The sequence below is a fragment of the Tunturibacter gelidoferens genome, assembly GCF_040358255.1.
Classification (GTDB): Bacteria; Acidobacteriota; Terriglobia; order Terriglobales; family Acidobacteriaceae; genus Edaphobacter; species Edaphobacter gelidiferens.
This window is the reverse complement of record NZ_CP132938.1, coordinates 2,196,314-2,214,439: the sequence shown is the minus strand read 5'-3', so window position 1 is coordinate 2,214,439 and position 18,126 is coordinate 2,196,314. Positions and strand designations below refer to the sequence as shown.

Below are 18,126 nucleotides of genomic sequence, written 5' to 3'. Positions count from 1 at the left end.
ATCATTCCTTATCTAATTTGAGGAGCCCAGCAAGTCTTTCACGATGTGCAGCAAGCCCGCATCCAGCCCGCAAACTCGTTCTCCCGTAGGATGCCGAAAGCCAATAGCTCGTCAGCCGGTTCCCTGCACATCCGTCCTTCCCTATACTACGAAACAACCGCCTTTTTCAGACGGTGTGACCCCATCATGTCAAAGCATCCGGCACCCCCCTTCGAAGAACCGACCGCGAGCATCCACATCGGCACCCCCGCTGACGCGCAATCCTCCAGGACCACTAAAACTGGCACCACCAGCCACGCCAATCCCAATCGCACCACAGATCCCGTCATTCTCGATACAGACCGTTACTCCCGCCAAATTCTCTTCCCTGGCATAGGAGCCCCCGGCCAGCATCTCCTCGCCTCCGCCCACGTCGCCATCATCGGCATCGGAGCCACCGGAGCCGCTACCGCCTCCCTCCTGGCGCGCGCCGGCGTCGGCACCCTCACCCTCATCGACCGCGACTTCGTCGAGCCCTCCAACCTCCAACGCCAAATCCTCTTCGACGAGGCCGACGCACGCGACTCCCTCCCCAAAGCCGAGGCCGCCCGACGCAAGATCGCCCTCTTCAACTCCGACGTCACCGTCCACTCTCACATCGCCGACCTCATCCCCGCCAACATCCGCGAGCTCCTCGCCCCGGCCCATCTCATCCTCGACGCCACCGACAACTTCGAGACCCGCTACCTCCTCAACGACTACTGCGTCCAACAATCCAAACCTTGGATTTACGCCGCCGCCATCGGCGCCTACGCCGCCACCATGAACATCCTCCCGCAGACGCCGGAGTCCACAGGCGGAACCGCTGCACGTTACACCCCCACCGCATGCCTGGCCTGCATCTTCCCCAAGCCCCCCACCGGCCCGGTCGAGACCTGCGATACCGCGGGCATCCTCTCCACCGCCGTCAACCTCGCCGCCTCCATCCAAACCACCGAAGCCCTCAAGCTCCTCACCAACCAGCCCCACCTGATGCGCCGTACTCTCCTCTCCCACGACCTCTGGTCCAATGAGCGCACCGAGATCAACGCCACCAAACCCGATCCCTCCTGCACCGTCTGCGGCCAGCGCATCTTCACCCACCTCGCCGGCGAAGGTCGCCCTCACATCACTCTCTGCGGCCGCAATTCAGTCCAGATCCACGAGCATCACCGCCCCGTAGACTTCGCTGCCATGCACAACCGCCTCGCGCCTCACGCCGACATCCACGACCTGCGCTTCAATGAACTTCTCCTCCGCTTCAAACGCGGCCCACACACCTTCACTCTCTTTCCCGACGGCCGCGCCCTCATCCAGGGCACCACCGATATCACCCTCGCGCGCTCCCTCTACGCCCGCTTCATCGGCTCCTGAATTAGCACAGCCCCTTGCACTTGCCGTCGTCATTCTCCTCCAACCCGCCAAAAAGAAGCGTCATCCCGACCGAAGCAGCGGACGGCTTTATCGTCCGTTGCGCAGTGGAGGGACCCCCGCATTTCGCCTTTGCTTTTGTTTGCCTTCACCTCCCACACCACGGTCCTTTTGATCTTGAGCGAAGTCGAACGGTTGGCGCTCTGCCGCCGTAGAGGAGAAGCTGCTTCTGCCTGCTCCGTCCGCCCGTATTCGCTGCGTGCACCCCACAAACAACCCTTCCCGCCTGTCATCCATCCAACGTATCTACGACAGAATATTTCCTCCGTTTGCGGTAGGCTCGATGCAGGCGAAAACTTAACGGTGAATGATTAATTTAGTCCGGAGTCTAGCTATGGACGTCCAAGGCCTACAAATGACCCAACCAACACCACCTACTCCTGGCGTCTTCAAACGCAACCCGCCCATCGCAGGCGAAGCCGAAGCCATCGAAGCAGCGAAGAATGGAGATGCAGAAGCATTCTCCCGCCTCTACGCCCTCCACAAACGCCGCGTCTACACCCTCTGCCTGCGAATGCTCGGCAACGTCTCCGAAGCCGAAGACATGACCCAGGAGGCCTTCCTGCATCTCTTCCGCAAGATCGGCAGCTTCCGCGGAGAGTCCGCCTTCTCCACCTGGCTTCACAGGCTTACGGTAAACTTGGTGCTCATGCATCTCCGCAAGAAAGGTCTCAACCTGGTCTCCCTCGAAGAGACCATCAACCCTTCGGAAGAAGACGCACCTAAGCGCGACTTCGGCAGCCGGGACCTCGCCCTCACCGGATCAGTCGACCGAGTAGCCCTCGAGCGTGCCGTAGCCTCTCTACCCCCCGGCTATCGCATGGTCTTCGTCCTTCACGATGTCGAAGGCTTCGAGCATAACGAGATCGCCACCATGCTCGAGTGCTCCACCGGCAACAGCAAATCGCAGCTCCACAAGGCCCGCCTCAAACTCCGTGAGCTCCTCCGCCAGCCTGAACCTGCTGCCCAGCCAAACGGCCTCAAGGAGGTGGCGGTATGACTGAATTCCAATCTCTCGACTTCGACACCATGACTCCGGCTGACTTCGAGACTTATCTGCCTGAGTTCTTCGCCAACGGAGACGGACACGTCAGCACCGACCCCCGCCTTCAGACCTTCCTCAGGAACAATCCGGACTGCGCCGCCCTCGTTCGCGACCTCGAAGCGATCGCCGACCAGGCCCGCAGCCTCTTCGAACCCACAGAGGATCAGGACCCAAGCGACACCGTCTGGAGCAACATTCAGAACAAGCTCAAGCAGGGCGTCAGCGTCAGTGGCGAAGACGACTCCCCCATTCCCCAAACTGTTTAGCCGGCATCTTGACCACATCGGCCCATCCCGACTCACCGGGATGGGCCGATCAGTGCAAAAGGGGCGCATCATCCTACACGGCCGTCATCCTGACCCTGAGCGTAGCCGAAGGGGAAGGATCCCTGTATTTGGTCTCTGCCTCTAACCCTCCACATCAATACAAACTGCTACTAAGCTATCGAAAGTAGCCGTTCCTCGTGCGCACAACAACGTCCTGCCTATCCAAAAGACCTTCATAAGCCTCCGGCTTGAGCCGAAGCTCCAGTTTGCAGAACGTTCCCTCCGGCTTTGCATTCGTCGGCTTGTATCCAACCGTATACCGTCCGCGAAGCTGATCGATCAACTCGGCGAGCCGATCCGCAACCTCCTTCTTGCTCGTGTTCAGAACCGGCCCACCCGTCAGATCCGCATACTTACGGATATCCCCCATGCGCGCGCCAAAGAACATCGCAAACGGATTAACATCTGCGGCGACCATCACAGCATCCGTCTCCGCGGTGCGGTCGATGAGCGCCGAGACCACTACCCCCGACCGCAGCAGGCTCGCCGTCGCCTCTTCCTTCGTATGCAGATACGCCGGAGCCTCCCTCCCCATAGTCTTTCGCGTATGCGAATTTTCAAAGTTCGCGGTTCCGTCCGTGAGCCACACCAACACCTTCCGGCTGCCCGGAGTAGTCGCCTTCATCGCCTGGTCCACGGCTTCATACATGCTTTCGTGAATGAACGTCCCCTCGCCGGTCTTCATATTTGAGGCTTTTCCAATAGCATCCGCAGCCAGCGAACGGTCAGTAGTGAAACTCTGCAGCAGCTCCGTATGCGACGAGAAGACCATCACAGCCACCTCATCCTGCGGTTTGAGATGACCCAGCACCTCCCTCGCGCCTCCGCCCAGCGATGCGAGAGCCGGACGCACCGACTGAGTCAGATCGAACAGAAAGATCACCGACAGAGGCAGTTGATCGTGGCTGAAGTAAGTGATGTGCTGCGGAACTCCATCTTCCGACAACACAAAGTCATCAGACTTCAACGTCCCGATCAATTTGCCTGTCTTCTTGTTCTCAACCTCAGCGTCAAGCACTACGAACTTCGCCGAGACTCGAATCGTCGATTGAGCATCCGCCTGAGTCGGCACACCATCCTGCCCATACCCATACTTGTACCAGCAGGCTCCCATCGCGGCACAAAGCAGAACTGAGCGCACAAGTAAACTCATGCCCCCGGATACGTCCACCAGCCAATCGAAGTTCCAAAGCGCAATTAAAACTCGGTCAACAAATCACCCCAGCCAGCGAGGTCGACAATCCACTTCCAGTTGCGCCCTCGCCAAGCACCCGAAGACTTCTTCACTTATTTTTCCGCCTTGAGCACCGCCGGCTGGTACTCACCCGGCACCATCCGAAACGAGATCGCAATCCTGTTCCATCCATTGATCGCGATCACAGCCGTCGTCAGGTTCACCAGCTCCTCCTCCGAAAAGTGCTGCTTCGCATGCTCATACACGGCATCCGGAACATGGTCCGCACTCACCAGAGTCACCGCCTCGGTCCACGCCAACGCAGCCTGCTCCCGATCCGTAAAGAACGGCGTCTCCCGCCAGGCGTTCAAAGCATAGAGCCGCTGTTCGCTCTCCCCCTTTGCACGCGCATCTTTCGAGTGCATATCCAAACAATATGCACACCTATTAATCTGCGAAGCCCGCATCTTCACCAGTTCCAGCAACGACGGCTCCAGCTTTGACGACTTACTGACAAACGTCTCCAGCCCCATCATTGCCCGATACGCCGCGGGAGATGCCTTGTGAGGTTCCACTCTTGCTTTCATCGTTATTTCCTCCATCTTCAGACTAGAAGAACTACGGATCATCGGAAAGGTCCACAATCAAACTGTCGAATAGTCACTTTTCGATCTTGCGACAGAATCGCGGCATCTCCGTCCTCGCAACCGCGCTCCGATCATCTGGTAACTGAATGCGACGACTCATCTCCACCCTTTGATGGATGGCGTTTCCAAATCAGGCGCGTAGGATGGCTCCCTGATGGAACAACGCCGCCAGATGGGTTTAGCCGCCGCCCTCTCCGTAGTCACGGGCGAATCGATCGCGCTCGGCATCTTCCTCACCCCCGCCGCAATGGCAAGATCGCTAGGCTCCCCACTCCTGCTCGCTTCCATCTGGTGCGGCATGGGCCTCATCACTCTGTGCGGAGCGCTCTGCTACTCCGAACTCGCCATCAACTATCCCCTCACCGGCGGCGAGTATGTCTACCTCCGCCAGGGCTACGGCACCCGCCTCGCATTTCTCTACGGCTGGATGTCCGCCGCAGTCATGGACCCCGGCCTCGCCGCCGCGCTCGCCGTAGGCGCAGCCCCATATGTCCTTTCCCTCTTCGGCCTTCCACCACGCGCGCAAATCATCATCCCCGCGCTAATCCTCATCGGCCTAGCAATCCTCAACTACATAGGCACTCGCCTCAGCCGCCGCGTAATGACCACCGCCAACCTCCTCAAGATCGCCGTCCTCCTATGCCTCGTCCTCTGGGCATGGATCTCCGGCCACGCCACTGCCTCAAACCTCTTGCCCCTGACTGCCCGCCGCCCCGGCTCCGAACCCCTCTTCGCCGCCATCGCCGGAGCCACTGTAAGCGCCTTCTTCAGCTTTGGCGGATGGTGGGAGGCAGGCAAGATCGCCGGCGAAGTCTGCAACCCACGCCGCAACATGCCCCTCGCCTTCACAGGAGGCGTACTTCTCGTCACCGCAGTCTATCTCCTCGTCAGCTGTTCGTTCCTCATGGTCGTCCCGCTTGAAAAGATCGTCTCCAACACCGCATTCGTAGCCCAATTCGGCGAAGCCCTCTTCGGCACCATCGGAGGCAAAGTCCTCTCCGCCTGCGTCCTGCTCTCGGTCCTCGGAGGACTCATGGCGCTCACCATGGCCGCCCCGCGCGTCTACTACGCCATGGCAAAAGACGGAGCCTTCTTCGCTCCATTCGGCAAGCTCCACCCGCGCTTCGGAACTCCCGCCAACGCAGTCCTCCTGCAAACATCCCTGGCCCTCCTCGTCCTCAGCTTCGGAGCCTTCAACCGCATCCTCTCCTTCATCATCTTCTCCGCGGTCTGCTTTCTCGCGCTCTCCGTCACCACCCTCTTCCGCATGCCGCAACCCGTACGCCGATGGTGGTTCCCCGCCGCACCCATCGTCTTCCTCCTCGGCTGCACCATCATCAACCTCATGATCCTCATGCACGATCCCATCCCCGCGCTCATAGGTTTAGTCATCGTGCTCTGCGGCGACCCCGTCCGCCGTCTCTTCTTCTCGAAGACAGAAGTCAACGCCAACCCACTTCCCCAGCAAATCGCATCCTGAAAGGATCACCTCTTATGGCACACATCAAACTCCCCGAAGGCCTCCCCGGCATCCGCGGCGCAATGGCCTTCCGCCCCGCCACCGCAAGGCCGCTCAACGATCTCGTAGAAGTCCTCCTCCACGGCCCCAACTCCCTCACCCCAGGCGAGCGTGAGCTCATCGCAACCTACGTCTCCTCCGAGAACGACTGCTACTACTGTCAAACCATCCACGGAGCCGTAGCCGCCGCAAGCCTCAACGGCGACGAGGCACTCGTCAAACAGGTGAAGCACGACTTCAGCAACGCCGCCATCTCCGACAAACTCAAGGCCCTCCTCGTCATCGCAGGCAAAGTACAACGCGGCGGCAAGCACGTCACCACCGAAGACGTAGCCGCCGCCCGGGCCCAGGGCGCAACCGACATCGAGATCCACGACACCGTCCTCATCGCCGCAGCCTTCTGCATGTTCAACCGCTACGTCGACGGCCTCGCCACCATCCAGCCACGCGACGAAGCCATGTATCGCGAACGCGGCAAGTGGATCGCACGCGAAGGATACGTCAACGTCAGCAAGGAATATCTACCGGCCGAAGCCGCACACTAGCGCACACGAAGGAGAAGAACTCATGCCCCACATCAAACTGCCCGAAGGCTTCGCCGGAATCAGCAGCGGATTCGTCTATCGCCCCGAAACCGCCAAGCCCATGCGCGAACTCGCCCACGTCCTCCTCCACGAGCCCAGCACACTCACCCCCGGCGAGCGCGAACTCATCGCAACCTACGTCTCCAGCCAGAACGACTGCTACTTCTGCCAGACCAGTCACGCCTCAGCAGCCGCCGCGCACCTCAACAACGATTGGGGGCTAACCGAACAGGTAAGACAAAACTACGAACAAGCCCCCGTCTCAGAAAAGCTAAAAACCCTCCTGACAATCGCAGGCAAGGTCCAACAAGGAGGCAAGCACGTCACCTCCGAGGACGTAGCAAACGCCCGCGAGCAAGGCGCAACCGACCTCGAAATCCACGACACCGTCCTCATCGCCGCAGCCTTCTGCATGTTCAACCGCTACGTCGACGGCCTCGCCACCTGGCAACCCGAAGACCCCGAGATGTACGCCAGAATGGGCCAACACCTCGCCACCGAAGGCTACCTCGCCCCCTCCATCAAAGCCTGAGCCACACGCCCACCCGGCTACCCTGTACATCCGTGGACGCGCTCGTCCATTTACGGACATCGTCCCCGAACAAATCACGCACCGCAAACCCCCAAAACCAACAAAACACCCATATAGTTGACTCGAATAGAACTCCCCGATTTGGGCATTCGCATGCTCCAACACCGATAAGTTCAATCGCTGCTCCGCTGGAGTCTGCATGAGATCTCTCGTCCAAGACCTGCGCTATGCCCTACGCCAGCTCCTGAAGAGCCCCGGCTTCGCAGCCACCGCCATCCTCTCTCTCGCCTGCGGAATCGCAGCCACCTCCGCCGTCTTTAGCGTCGTCTGGGGAGTCGTGATGAACCCCTACCCCTACGCCGCACCCGACCGCATGGTGCACTTCGCCCTCGGCGGCGCCACGGCCGGCGGTTACTACCCCGTCCAGTTGACCTCCACCCAGTGGCAACAACTCCGCCAGGTTCCTGCGATCGAAGACACGATCCTCCTAAGCTTCAAACGCATGACCATCACCGGAAGCGACCTGCCCGAAGACGTTCAGGGCAGCCAGATGAGCGCCAACTCCTTCAACTTCTTCGGCGTGCCCGCTCTGCTCGGCCGGGAACTTCTCCCCTCCGACGCAATCGACGGCCACGATCCGCAACCCGTCGTCGTGCTCAGCTACAAGTTCTGGCAGCGCCGCTTCAACGGCGACCCCACCATCATCGGCAAGATCATTCAACTGGATCACCAGCCCTACAGCGTAGTCGGCGTTACCGCAAAGAGATTTACCTGGAGCGACGCCGATGTCTATCTCCCCATGAAGATAGTTCCTGGCACCGACTCCAACGAAGTCGAGGCCCGCCTCAAACCCGGAGTCAGCCACCACCTCGCCGAACAGCAGATGCAAGGCCTTATCACCCAGTTCGAAAAGGAAACGCCACGTAACTTTCCCGTCAACCCGGGCCCTCTTACCGTCATCGGCCTCAACGATCAGTTCATGAAAGCGATCGGCCCCTCCCTCGCGCTCCTCTTCGGTGCCGTGCTCCTGCTCCTCGCCATCGGTTGCGGCAATGTGTCGATCCTTCTTCTCGCCCGCGGGGTCGCACGCGAGCATGAGTTTGCCGTCCGCGCCGCCATCGGTGCCTCTCGGGTCCGCATCGTCCGCCAACTCCTTACCGAAGCCTTGCTCCTCTCAATCACCGGCGCCGCCCTCGGTGTGCTTCTCGCTTACAAACTCCTGGCAGGCATCGTCGCGCTGCTTCCCGAGTACTCCTTCCCCCACGAGGCCGCCTTCGCCATCAACCTCCCCGTCTTGTGCTTCTCGGTCACCGTTGCGCTGCTCACTGGCATCCTCTTTGGCCTGTGGCCCGCCCTGCGTCTTTCCCGGCCCGATGTTCGCGAGGCCATGCAGACCGGCACACGCAAAGTCGCCGGCACAGTCAGCGGCCGAACGCTCCACAACGCGCTCATCGCAGGTCAGATCGCTCTAACCCTTCTGCTCTTGTCCGCCGCCGGAGCAGCCGTTCAAAGCTTTCTCAAACTCGCCCACACCCGCCTCGGATACGACCCGCATCACACCATGTCGATCGGCATTCCACTGCGCGAGTCCGCCTACTCTACCCTCACCGCCCGCCTCGCCTACGTGGAACTGCTTCGCAACAAAGTCGCCGAGATCCCGGGCGTCAACATGGTCGCCATCTCTGCCAACGCCACGCCCCCGAACAACGGCCTCAACACGCCAATCGAACTCTTAGGTCAGCCCTCCTCCCAGGACCGCACCGCCAGGCTCAACTTTGTAAGCGAAGGCTACTTCCCGCTGCTCAAAATCTCTCTCCTCCAGGGCCGGCTCTGGACCGAAGCGGAGAACCACAACGCCAACACCGTCGCAATCATCAACCAAACCCTCGCCCACAAGTACTTCCCCAACGGCGATGCCATCGGCCACTCCATCCAGATGGTGGCTCTCAAAAACGCACCGCCCTACGTGACCACTCAGCCCCACGCAGGAGACTGGCTCCAAATCATAGGCGTCATCGAAGACAAGCTCGACGATGGCTTGAAGAATCCAGTGGTACCGGAGGCCTTCGTCCCCTATCCCCTCGCCATGTGGCAATACACCCAATTCCTCGTCCGGACAGATGGCTCCCCCACCGCCATGCTCCACACTATCGCCCAGCAGATAGCCTCCATCGATCACGATCAACAGATAGGCGCACAGGTCAGAGACCTCGACCACTGGATCAGCACCCAACCCGAGTACGCCCAGGGTCAGCTCCTCTCCTGGCTCTTCGCTGGATTCGCCGTACTGGCTCTCCTCCTCGCAGCCGTCGGTCTCTACAGCGTCGTCTCCTACACCGTCTCGCAACGCACCAACGAGTTCGGCATTCGCATGGCCCTGGGCGCTCCCCGCAGCAGCGTTCTCGAGCTAGTCGTGCGCTCGGCAACCACCAGCGTCGGCATCGGCGTTGCCCTCGGAGTCTTACTCACCATCCTGCTTCAAAAAGGCCTGGCCCACTGGGCAACATCAACCGACCAAAGCGCCGGTCCGCTACTCATTGCCGTCGCCATCCTCGCTTCTGTTGTGCTCGTTGCCAGCGGCATCCCCGCCCGCCGCGCCACCCAAGTAGAACCAATGGAAGCCCTCCGCTACGAGTAGCCCACACAAACAAAACCACCTCTCACCCTTGAATCCCTTCCTCCATAGCCAGCCGCCGTTCCACAAAAGTCTGATCAGCTACGGACCTTTAGCACTGTCGTAATCCGCCGCCTCCAAAAAAATCGTCATCTCGACCGACGCCATAACACCCAAGAAGAATCGTCATCTCGACCGAAGCGACGGACAGTCTCATCGTCCGTCGCGAAGTGGATTGCGGCCACAGCTCTCAGTTGCAGCAAACCGATTCATGTCGCGGTATCCGTCAAGACCCCCCGCATTTCGCTTTTGCTGTTGCCTGTTCTCCACCGCCCCCTGCAATAATCCAGCTATGGTCGAGCAAGCCTACGTATACATGCTCTCCAGCACCTTTCAAAAACTCTACATAGGCGTCACGACCAAAATCCAACTCCGCAGCAGCCAACACCAAGCAGGGAGATACGAAGGCAGTTTTACCTCGAAGTACAAGATCGAAAAACTCGTCTACTTCGAGCGCTACACCGAAATCAGCACCGCCATTGCACGAGAGAAACAGCTCAAACGCTGGTCTCGCATCAAAAAGATCCGCCTGATTGTCGCGCAAAATCCAACTTGGAGAGATCTGAGTGAGGAATGGGGCAAACCCATCGCAACCTTCACCGAACCAACCCCATAAGCCCCCCCAAGCACCCCCAAGCACCCCCAAGCACCCCCAAGCACCCCCAAGCACCCCCAAGCACCCCCAAGCACCCCCAAGCACCCCCAAAGAAATCGTCATCTCGACCGAAGCGACGGACAGTCTCATCGTCCGTCGCGCAGTGGAGAGACCCCCGCATTCAGCCTTTGCTGTTGTCTGTCCTTCTGTTCGTCAAACTGACCCACTACCGGTCGATTGAAGACCTTGTAGGACTGCTGGGATAAACTTCTTGCATGATCAGGGGCGTCATAGCAGTTTCAGCGGGCATGCTTACCTTTGCAATACTCGCGGCGCTGGCACTCCCGCACTTGGAAACCAGCCTTACATTCCTACCTATCTTCGCAATCTCTGTTCTGATTGGATTTGTTGCACCGAAGGTCTACGACAAGCTCAAGAAATCAAACTGACCCACTACCCACCCCAACCCCTTGCAATCCCCCAAACTCCCGGTGTATCGTCTTACCAGCATGTCGAGCCGCTTCCAGTTCGCTTTTTTTACCTGCTCCTATTGGCGCCACCCAGCGGCCAGTGGAGTCCTCGCATGCATCTCTGAAAAAACCTAAAAAACTTCAGAGTCTTCGACCTTCCCGAGCCGCAACCCACACCAGGTTGCGGCTCTTTCGTCTTCTGCACACGTTTACAGGCACACTAAGGAGAGGCAATGACGTCCACCGAACCCGAAACGCAAACCGAGCCCCAAACCGAGATCATGACCCAAGCCCCAGCCCACCTCAAACGTCTCGTCCTCACCGGCTTCATGGGAGCAGGCAAATCCACCATCGGCCGCCTCCTCGCCGCCCGCGTCGGCTGGAACTTCCTCGACCTCGACGCCCACCTCGAGTCCCGCACCAACGCCACCATCCCCCAACTCTTCGAGCAGCACGGCGAAGCCCGCTTCCGCCGCCTCGAATCCACCGCCCTCGCCTCAGCCCTCGGCTACAGCAACATCGTCCTCGCCCTCGGCGGCGGAACCCCCGAAGACCTCACCAACCGCCTCCTCCTCGAGCAGACCCCCGCCACCTTCACCATCTTTCTCGACGCGCCCTTCCCCACCCTCTTCGACCGCTGCATGCTGCAGGATCTCGGTGATCCAGCCCTCGCCCGACCGGTCCTCCGAGACCCCGCCGCCGCCCAGCTCCGCTTCGAGCGCCGCCACCCCCTCTACCGCCGCATGGCCGGCCTCACCATCGCCACCTCAAACCAGACCCCCACCCAAACCGTCGAAGCCCTCCTCCGCGCTTTAGCCGAAAAGAGACCCTAGTCGCCGCTTCTCCACCCGAAACCCAGACTCAAACTCCTCACTACCACCCCTGAGCAGTGGAAGCGCACACTATCTGCATCTCAACGTCAGCACCCACAGGAGAACCCGGCTGACCAACCCCACACCCGACGACCTCACCCCCTACGAGAAAAAAACCCGCGCCCAGGTCCGCGGCAACATCCTCTTCTTCTTCGCCGTCATCCTCCTGCTCGCCCTCGCCTGGACCCTTGAGAAAGAGCTGCTGATCATCTACGTCAGCGGTCTCTTTGCCGTCGTCCTCATGCCCGCAGTCACGCGCATCCGGCAGTTGAAGATCCGCAACTACCAGCCCTCCCGCGGCGTCGCCATCGTTCTTCTCATCGCCGCCGTCGCACTGGTCCTCGCCGTCTTCTTCACCACCGGCCTCCCGCCGGTCCTCAGCGACCTCCGTAACTTCTCCGCCGAACTCCCCCAGCGCATCCCCGAAGTCGTCGCCCGTGTCAAAAGAATTCCCTTCGCCGACAAGTTAGGTATCGACTCCATCGCCCAGCGCGCCGCCGGAGCCTTCGACGCCACCGCCTCCTATCTCGTCACCTCGCTCCCCCTCTGGCTCTCCCACCTCTTCGACATCCTCACCGCCGCCTTCCTCTGCATCTACTTCATGCTCGAAGGCGAGCACGCCTATCACTTCTTCCTCTCCCTCTTCCCCGACGCCGAACGCCACCGCCTCAACAACACCCTCAAAAAAGCCGAACGCAAGATCAGCAAGTGGCTCCTCGGCCAGGGACTCCTCATGCTCATCCTCGGAGTCTCCAGCACAATCGTCTTCGGCCTCCTTCACGTCCGATACTTCCTCCTCCTCGGCTTCCTCATGGGCCTCTTCAACATCATCCCCATCGCCGGCGGAGTCATCACCATCGTCGTCGCCGCCGGGGTCGCCGCGCTCGACTCCTGGACCAAGATGGCCAGCGTCCTCATCTTCTACGCCATCTACATCAACATCGAAAACGCCGTCCTCACCCCGCGCATCATGCGTTCCAGCGTCAACCTCATGGGCCTCACCGTCCTCGTAGCCCTGCTTCTGGGCACAGCCTTGGCCGGCATCGTTGGCGCGCTCGTCTCAGTTCCCACCGCCGCCCTCATCACCGTTCTCCTCGAGGAATACGCCGTCCAAAAGGGCCGACCCTGACCGCCTCCAATTCCAGTAGCCTCAGAACCCGCATTCTCACCTCCATCAGGGCTTACAAACCCCTGTGGGCAATCGATTAAGTTAAATTTCAGTTTTTTTAATCTTCTGAAAACCAACCAGCCTTGCTATTCTCATCCCAGTGTCCGACCTCAAGTTTGCCCAACCCGCTCGAAGCAACCTGCTGGCACCGGTCCTCCTGGCATTTCTGATCCTTGGCATCACCCTCGCCCTGGTCATGCGCTTCACCCCGCGCAGAACTGCCGACCTCGACATCCTCCACACCGCCATCTACCCCGCCCACACCGTCTTCAAAGGCGAATCCATCCTCGTCGGCCACGATCAGGGCCAGGACGACCTCTACGTCCTCACCACCCTCCGCATCACCGACGGCCTCCGCCTCCCCCTCTTCCTCAAAGACTTCACCGCCACCCTCACCACCGGCGACGGTCAGGAGATCACCACCAGCGCCGTCGAAAAAGACGACTTCGCCAACCTCTACACCACCTTCCCCGCCCTCAAGCCCCTCGCCTCCGAGCCCCTCCTCCGCGAGACCATGATCAGCCCCGGCCAATCCGCCGAAGGCATGATCCTCCTCCACTTCCCCGTCACCCAGGCCGTGTGGGATCACCGCCGCACCGCCATTCTCAACGTCGACCTCTACCACCAGGGTCAACAAGGGGTGATGATCAGCCGCGCCAGCGAATCCATACCCGCCCCCACCTCCAAACTCGCCAACTGACTTAACTGACCTTTGAGAACCAGCCCATAAACTTTTAGGACGCACCCACCCGACTCAACTGGCTTTTAGGACGCACCCACAAATCGACGACTTGCTTTTAGGACGCACCACAAATCCCGTCATCCCGACCGGAGCGCAGCGCAGTGGAGGGACCCCCGCATTTCGCCCGAAGCGCCCAAACCCTCCGTGAGAATCCACCCACCAACCCATAAACTAACTCCATGACCCGCCGCCGCTGGATCGCCGACGCCTGGACCGCCACCACCGCATCTCTCACCGGCGACCAGGCCACCCACCTCGCCCGCGTCCTCCGCGCTGAACCCGGCCAGATCTACGACGTCGTCTCCAACGGCTTCCTCCACCGCGCCGAGATCCTCACCGTCTCCGACGACGAAGTCCTCTTCACCCTCCACGAAGAGCTCTCCTCCGACGCCGCCCTTCCCCTCCATCTCCTCCTCGCCGTCTTCAAGTTCGACCACATGGAGTGGGCCATCGAAAAAGCCACCGAACTGGGCATCGCGAAGATCACGCCCATCCTCGCCCGCCGCACCGAAAAGCACCTAGCCCAATCAGCCCTCAAACGCGCCGAACGCTGGCGCCGCATAACCCTCGAAGCCTCCAAACAATCCCGCCGCACCACCATCCCCGAGATCGCCGACCCCACTACCCTGAAATCCGCCCTCGAAAACGAGAACTCCCCCACCCGCATCCTTCTAAGCGAAACCGAACAAACCCTCACCCTAACCGCCGCACTCAAAGCGACAACCCCCTCACGAGAGACCGACACGGCCCTCGCCATCGGCCCCGAAGGCGGCTGGACCCCCGAAGAGATGAGCCTCTTCACCACCCATCAATGGCAGCCCGTCACCCTAGGCCCCCGCATCCTCCGCGCCGAAACCGCCGCCATCGCCGCCATCGCCATCGCCTCCACCCATCTCATCTGAACGGACGGCCTCCATGCAAAAGTACTTCGGACCTCTGACCATCGTGCTGCTGCTTGGCCTGGTAGGGAGCCGCGTCCTGCTGATGAGAAGCAAAGGAATCCAGGCGATGAACTTCGGCAAAATCGACAAAAAAGACTTCCTGATTCCGCCGTTTGCCTTCTTCTACTTCTACCTCGTCTTTGCCGCAGCATTCAATCTTCCAACCGTAAGCAGGCAAGAACTTTTTCACTCCCGAATAGCCTCCTGGATCGGAGCTCTGCTTTGTCTAGCGGGACTGCTCCTGCTACTCCTGAGTCTCATCTCCTTCGGGAAGAGCTTCCGCGTTGGCATTGACCAGGCCCACCCGGACAAACTCGTAACCACCGGCATCTTTGCCTTCAGCCGCAACCCAATCTACGTGGCCTTTGCCTCGGTCCTGCTGGGCCAGTTCCTGCTCTTCTCAAACTGGATTCTCCTGGTCTATCTGCTCGCCGCCATCTGGCTATTCCACCGCCAGGTATCACGTGAAGAGCAATACCTGAGAAGTCACTACGGCGAGCAATACTCCGAATACTCCAACCGAGTGAGGCGGTATCTATAGCCAGCAAGATCGCCGAAACGACAGGTTTTAGAGCAGGTCCAAGGTAGGCGGATAAGAAGAGTCTCGCACGCCTTATCCGTGGTCATCCATGGTCGCCGCAGTATGGGAGTGATCCCCACCCGCCTTCTGTGGCTCACCCATCATCCGCAGCATCGCCGGGCCGCCTGTCCTCAAAAATCTAACCACCAACACTCCCGCCACTACCAGAAAGCCAAGGTTCAGCCACGTCGTATAGTTCCACGAGATCGCCTCCTCCATCACCCGCGCATTTCTCTGCTGCGGAATCAGGTGTAGCGCCCCAAACAAAAGCTCCACCACGAAAGCTGCAGCCGCCATCGCCACGTAAAACGTGACAAATAGAAACGCGCTCATCTTCCACCCGTAGTACTTGCGATAGATATTCAGGATCGGAAGAATAATCAGATCGGCAAACAGAAACGCAATCACGCCACCAAAGCTGATCCCGCCGTTCCACAGCACCGCCGCCAGCGGTACATTGCCCACCGAGCATACAAACGAGATCACCGCCACCGCCGGCCCCACCAGCGGCCCCCACAGCTTCGCCAACACCGGATGCCCCGCGAAGAAAAACGCCTGCCAGAACTGCTTCGGCACCCACGCCGCCAGCGCTCCGGAAATCAGCAGACCTCCCGCAATATCCAGCCACAGCGACGCCCAGTCCATCACGAAAAAGTGGCTGATCGCCGTCCGCCCCTTCTCCGACGCAGCCCGCTCCCACAGCGACCCCTCATGCAGACTCATATCCATCGCCGCATGCCCTTCCATGCGACCTTGAATCCCCAGCTCCGCCTGCCGCCGCGCCGCCTCCACCCACTCAGGCCGCAGCAACATCCGAAACAGCAGCACCAGCACCCAGATCATCAGCGGTCCGCCCACAAACTCCGCCAGCGTAAACCTCCAGCCCATCAACACCGCCAACAGAATTCCCAACTCCATCACCAGGTTCGTCGAAGCGAACTGAAACGCCATCGAAGAGGTAAAGTTCGCCCCCTTCCGGAACATCGATCTCGCCAGCGCCACCGCCGCATACGAGCACGAAGAACTCGCCGCCCCCAACCCGCACGCCTTCACAATCGTGCGCGGCCTGTCGTCCGGCAGCAGCCGCGACATCTCCTCCTTCGAAACCACCGCCTGCACCACTGCCGACAGCAGAAATCCAAGAATCAACGCCCACAGAATCTCCCAGGCCATCGTCAACGACATCATCAACGCATGTCCAATAGCCAGGAACATTCCATCCCCCGTTTCGGCAAGTCAGCGACATCAGCAAGCCAGGCGACATCAGCAAGCCAGCCTTATTTAGAAGTCCCCACCGAATCGTCATCTCGACCGAAGCACCTCACAGTCTCATCGTGAGGTGCGCAGTGGAGAGACCCCCGCATTTGCATTTGTTCTTGCCCTCGATACTTGGCGGGGCGACGGTCTCTTCGTCGTAAGATGCGCAGTCGCGCAAGCGATCCGTCCTCTTTCCATTCCATCCCAACAACTAACAGCAGAGAACAGATCACCGACTACCTAGCTGAACATATCCTTCACCTTATCAAACAGCCCACGCGACGTCGGTGTATTCTCCACCACCATCGTCTCGCTCAACTGCTTCAACAACTCCCGCTGCTGCTTGCTCAGCTTGCCCGGCGTCTGCACCCGAATCTCGACGATCAAATCACCCTTCCCATGCGAGTTCAGATGCGGTACGCCCTTGCCCTTCAGCTTGAACGCCTTCCCATTCTGCGTTCCTTCGGGAACCTTGATCGTCGCCGCACCCTCCAGCGTCTGAATCTCCAGCTCCGTCCCCAGCGCCGCCTGCGGAAACGAGATCGGCATCACGCAATGCAGATCATCGCCGTCGCGCTCAAAGAACTTGTGCGCCTTCACACTCAGCACAACATACAGATCACCGGCAGGTCCGGCAAACTTGCCCGCCTCGCCCTCGCCCGAGTAGCGAATCCGCGTATCCTGCTCCACACCCGCCGGCACCTTCACCATAATCGTGTGCTCGCGCTGTACCCGCGTCTCACCCTTGCACATTTGGCACGGGTCAACGATCAGCGTCCCCGTCCCTCCGCACACCGAGCAGGTCCGCGCCACCGAAAAGAATCCTTGCTGGAACCTCTGCTGCCCGCGCCCGCCGCACTGCGTACAAGTCACCGGAGCCTTGCCCTTCGACGCGCCCGAGCCCTTGCAGTCGAAGCAGGTCTCCATCCGCCGAATCGTAATCTCCTTCTCCTTGCCGAAGACCGCCTCTTCGAACTCGAGCTTCATGTCGTACCGCAGATCCCGCCCACGCTGCACGCGCGAAGCCTGCTGCCGCCCATTGCCGCCCATGTTGAACATCTCGCCGAAAAGATCGCCGAAGATATCCCCCAGGTCCTGCGCATTGCCGCTGAACCCGCCACCAAATGGACCACCGGCACCACCACCGTTCTGAAACGCCGCATGCCCATACCGGTCATAAGCCGCGCGCTTATCCGGATCGCTCAGCACCGAGTAGGCCTCGCCGCACTCCTTGAACTTCTCCTCCGCAGACGGATCGTTCGGGTTCCGGTCCGGGTGATACTGCATGGCAAGCTTGCGATACGCAGTCTTCAACTCCTGGTCGCTCGCATCCCGCGAAACACTCAATACTTCGTAGTAGTCAACCTTCGTCACGTTTGCCGTCGCCATATCCCTGAAATCTCACTTCCATTCTATGCAGCTACAAAATTCGTACCAATCACTCTGTCGTTGCAGTCGCTACCCTTGCCATTGTTCTTTTGCCTGTCATCCCGCAGGGATCTGCTTTTCATTACCCCACTCAATAAAACCGTCATTTCGACCGTAGTGGAC

Annotated in this window: 17 protein-coding genes; 13 read left to right on the top strand and 4 right to left on the bottom strand. The window is 60.0% G+C overall.

Annotated elements, in window-relative coordinates:
* The first annotated feature begins 183 nt into the window (after positions 1-183).
* The 3 genes from RBB81_RS09805 to RBB81_RS09795 all read left to right on the top strand — a co-directional run bounded on the left by RBB81_RS09805 (position 184) and on the right by RBB81_RS09795 (position 2,760).
* Positions 184-1,392, top strand: coding sequence for a ThiF family adenylyltransferase (locus RBB81_RS09805; protein ID WP_423248075.1), 1,209 nt, complete (start codon positions 184-186; stop codon positions 1,390-1,392).
* Between the two features lie 391 nt (positions 1,393-1,783).
* Positions 1,784-2,449, top strand: a complete 666-nt coding sequence (locus RBB81_RS09800) for an RNA polymerase sigma factor (protein WP_179581745.1) — start codon at positions 1,784-1,786, stop codon at positions 2,447-2,449.
* Entirely contained in the window at positions 2,446-2,760 is a 315-nt protein-coding gene (locus tag RBB81_RS09795) for a hypothetical protein (RefSeq protein ID WP_179581744.1), read from the top strand. The genes RBB81_RS09800 and RBB81_RS09795 overlap by 4 nt, the downstream gene beginning before the upstream one ends.
* 175 nt (positions 2,761-2,935) lie before the next feature.
* On the opposite strand, the gene RBB81_RS09790 is transcribed toward RBB81_RS09795, so the two are convergent.
* Both RBB81_RS09790 and RBB81_RS09785 read right to left on the bottom strand, forming a co-directional pair.
* Positions 2,936-3,973 carry a VWA domain-containing protein gene (locus RBB81_RS09790; protein ID WP_353073548.1) on the bottom strand — a complete coding sequence of 346 codons (1,038 nt, stop codon included), beginning with the start codon at positions 3,971-3,973 and terminating at the stop codon, positions 2,936-2,938.
* Positions 3,974-4,107: 134 nt separating this feature from the next.
* Positions 4,108-4,581, bottom strand: a complete 474-nt coding sequence (locus RBB81_RS09785; protein ID WP_183789477.1) for a carboxymuconolactone decarboxylase family protein — start codon at positions 4,579-4,581, stop codon at positions 4,108-4,110.
* A 214-nt stretch (positions 4,582-4,795) separates the two neighbouring features.
* Between RBB81_RS09785 and RBB81_RS09780 the strand changes: the two genes are divergently transcribed.
* The 10 genes from RBB81_RS09780 (at position 4,796) to RBB81_RS09735 (ending at position 15,279) form a co-directional block, all read left to right on the top strand.
* Positions 4,796-6,121, top strand: coding sequence for an APC family permease (locus RBB81_RS09780; protein ID WP_353073547.1), 1,326 nt, complete (start codon positions 4,796-4,798; stop codon positions 6,119-6,121).
* A gap of 14 nt (positions 6,122-6,135) precedes the next feature.
* Entirely contained in the window at positions 6,136-6,705 is a 570-nt protein-coding gene (locus RBB81_RS09775; protein ID WP_353073546.1) for a carboxymuconolactone decarboxylase family protein, read from the top strand.
* 22 nt (positions 6,706-6,727) lie between these two features.
* Complete coding sequence (locus RBB81_RS09770) at positions 6,728-7,276, top strand: carboxymuconolactone decarboxylase family protein (protein ID WP_179581739.1); 549 nt, start codon at positions 6,728-6,730, stop codon at positions 7,274-7,276.
* Positions 7,277-7,475: 199 nt separating this feature from the next.
* Positions 7,476-9,914 (top strand): ABC transporter permease, encoded by a 2,439-nt coding sequence (locus RBB81_RS09765; RefSeq protein ID WP_353073545.1) that lies wholly within the window; start codon positions 7,476-7,478, stop codon positions 9,912-9,914.
* A 328-nt stretch (positions 9,915-10,242) separates the two neighbouring features.
* Entirely contained in the window at positions 10,243-10,566 is a 324-nt protein-coding gene (locus RBB81_RS09760) for a GIY-YIG nuclease family protein (protein WP_353073544.1), read from the top strand.
* 682 nt (positions 10,567-11,248) lie between these two features.
* Complete coding sequence (locus tag RBB81_RS09755; protein WP_353073543.1) at positions 11,249-11,848, top strand: shikimate kinase; 600 nt, start codon at positions 11,249-11,251, stop codon at positions 11,846-11,848.
* Between the two features lie 73 nt (positions 11,849-11,921).
* Positions 11,922-13,016: an AI-2E family transporter gene (locus RBB81_RS09750; RefSeq protein WP_423248074.1), complete on the top strand. Its 1,095-nt coding sequence runs from the start codon at positions 11,922-11,924 to the stop codon at positions 13,014-13,016.
* Positions 13,017-13,155: 139 nt separating this feature from the next.
* A complete protein-coding gene (locus tag RBB81_RS09745; RefSeq protein WP_353073542.1) occupies positions 13,156-13,755 on the top strand; it encodes a hypothetical protein in 600 nt (199 codons plus the stop codon).
* A gap of 221 nt (positions 13,756-13,976) precedes the next feature.
* Complete coding sequence (locus RBB81_RS09740) at positions 13,977-14,699, top strand: RsmE family RNA methyltransferase (RefSeq protein WP_353073541.1); 723 nt, start codon at positions 13,977-13,979, stop codon at positions 14,697-14,699.
* A 13-nt stretch (positions 14,700-14,712) separates the two neighbouring features.
* On the top strand, positions 14,713-15,279 hold the full coding sequence (locus tag RBB81_RS09735) for a methyltransferase family protein (protein ID WP_353073540.1): 567 nt from the start codon (positions 14,713-14,715) through the stop codon (positions 15,277-15,279).
* 72 nt (positions 15,280-15,351) lie between these two features.
* Here the strand turns inward: RBB81_RS09735 and RBB81_RS09730 are convergent, their stop codons facing one another.
* The gene (locus RBB81_RS09730; RefSeq protein WP_353073539.1) at positions 15,352-16,533 is read right to left on the bottom strand and encodes a permease; all 1,182 of its coding nucleotides are present in this window, start codon (positions 16,531-16,533) and stop codon (positions 15,352-15,354) included.
* 282 nt (positions 16,534-16,815) lie between these two features.
* Positions 16,816-17,949, bottom strand: coding sequence for a molecular chaperone DnaJ (gene dnaJ, locus RBB81_RS09725; protein WP_183792263.1), 1,134 nt, complete (start codon positions 17,947-17,949; stop codon positions 16,816-16,818).
* Positions 17,950-18,126: the final 177 nt, after the last annotated feature.

Bases quoted from the DNA above. Each gene is read 5' to 3' on its own strand.
- RBB81_RS09800 (WP_179581745.1), top strand. From the start codon at position 1,784: ATGGACGTCCAAGGCCTACAAATGACCCAACCAACACCACCTACTCCT.
- RBB81_RS09795 (WP_179581744.1), top strand. From the start codon at position 2,446: ATGACTGAATTCCAATCTCTCGACTTCGACACCATGACTCCGGCTGAC.
- RBB81_RS09790 (WP_353073548.1), bottom strand. From the start codon at position 3,973: ATGAGTTTACTTGTGCGCTCAGTTCTGCTTTGTGCCGCGATGGGAGCC.
- RBB81_RS09785 (WP_183789477.1), bottom strand. From the start codon at position 4,581: ATGAAAGCAAGAGTGGAACCTCACAAGGCATCTCCCGCGGCGTATCGG.
- RBB81_RS09780 (WP_353073547.1), top strand. From the start codon at position 4,796: ATGGAACAACGCCGCCAGATGGGTTTAGCCGCCGCCCTCTCCGTAGTC.
- RBB81_RS09775 (WP_353073546.1), top strand. From the start codon at position 6,136: ATGGCACACATCAAACTCCCCGAAGGCCTCCCCGGCATCCGCGGCGCA.
- RBB81_RS09770 (WP_179581739.1), top strand. From the start codon at position 6,728: ATGCCCCACATCAAACTGCCCGAAGGCTTCGCCGGAATCAGCAGCGGA.
- RBB81_RS09765 (WP_353073545.1), top strand. From the start codon at position 7,476: ATGAGATCTCTCGTCCAAGACCTGCGCTATGCCCTACGCCAGCTCCTG.
- RBB81_RS09760 (WP_353073544.1), top strand. From the start codon at position 10,243: ATGGTCGAGCAAGCCTACGTATACATGCTCTCCAGCACCTTTCAAAAA.
- RBB81_RS09755 (WP_353073543.1), top strand. From the start codon at position 11,249: ATGACGTCCACCGAACCCGAAACGCAAACCGAGCCCCAAACCGAGATC.
- RBB81_RS09740 (WP_353073541.1), top strand. From the start codon at position 13,977: ATGACCCGCCGCCGCTGGATCGCCGACGCCTGGACCGCCACCACCGCA.
- RBB81_RS09735 (WP_353073540.1), top strand. From the start codon at position 14,713: ATGCAAAAGTACTTCGGACCTCTGACCATCGTGCTGCTGCTTGGCCTG.
- RBB81_RS09730 (WP_353073539.1), bottom strand. From the start codon at position 16,533: ATGTTCCTGGCTATTGGACATGCGTTGATGATGTCGTTGACGATGGCC.